Origin of the sequence: Frankia sp. AgKG'84/4, assembly GCF_023242965.2 — a bacterium.
GTDB lineage: Bacteria > Actinomycetota > Actinomycetes > Frankiales > Frankiaceae > Frankia.
This window is the reverse complement of the sequence record NZ_JALKFU020000900.1, coordinates 1-838: the sequence shown is the minus strand read 5'-3', so window position 1 is coordinate 838 and position 838 is coordinate 1. Positions and strand designations below refer to the sequence as shown.

Genomic DNA, 838 nt, shown 5'->3' with positions numbered 1-838 from the left:
ACCCGAGCCCCGCCCCGGCGGCAACGGCGCCGCCGGGCCGGTGGGCCTCGTCGTCGGCGGCGGGCTGCTCGGGCTGGAGGCGGCGCGGGCGCTGCGGCTGCTCGGCCTGTCGGTGCACGTGGTGGAGATGGCGCAGCGGCTGATGCCGTTGCAGGTCGACGAGGGCGGCGGGGCACTGCTGCGCCGCCTCGTCGAGGAGCTCGGCGTGACCCTGCACCTGGGCACGTTCGCGGCCGGCGTGCGCCCCGCGGCGGACGACGGCGAGGACGCGCCGATGTGCGCCACCCTCGGCGATGGCACAGAACTTGCCGCTGACCTGGTGGTTTTCGCCGCCGGTGTACGTCCACGCGACCAGCTCGCCCGGGCGGCGGGGCTGGCCATCGGCGCCCGCGGCGGGGTGGCGGTCGACGCCGGCTGCCGCACGCAGGATCCCGCGGTGTTCGCGATCGGCGAGTGCGCCTGCGTCGAGGGCCGGGTGTACGGGCTGGTCGCGCCCGGGTACGCGATGGCGACGGTGGTAGCGCAGCGCCTCCTCGGCGGCGACGGCGAGCTCGGCGCGGCGGACACGGCGACGAAGCTGAAGCTGCTCGGCGTCGACGTCGCAAGCTTCGGCGACGCGCTCGCCACCGCCGACGGCGCCCTGGAGGTGACCGTCAACGACCCGGTGACCGGCTGCTACGCCAAGCTCGTCCTGTCCGATGACGCCGCGACGCTGCTCGGCGGGGTGCTCGTCGGCGACGCGTCGAAGTACGCGGCGCTGCGCCCGCTGGTCGGGCGCGCGCTACCCGCCGACCCGCTGGCGATGCTCGCGCCGGCCGGCGGCGGCACGGGCGCGGTC

The 838-nt window shown here is 77.2% G+C and carries 1 protein-coding gene; it reads left to right on the top strand.

Translation table 11 applies throughout. The features are described 5' to 3' along the window. The coding region (locus tag MXD58_RS25920) for an FAD-dependent oxidoreductase (protein ID WP_250610340.1) at positions 1-838 on the top strand (838 nt) is incomplete at both ends.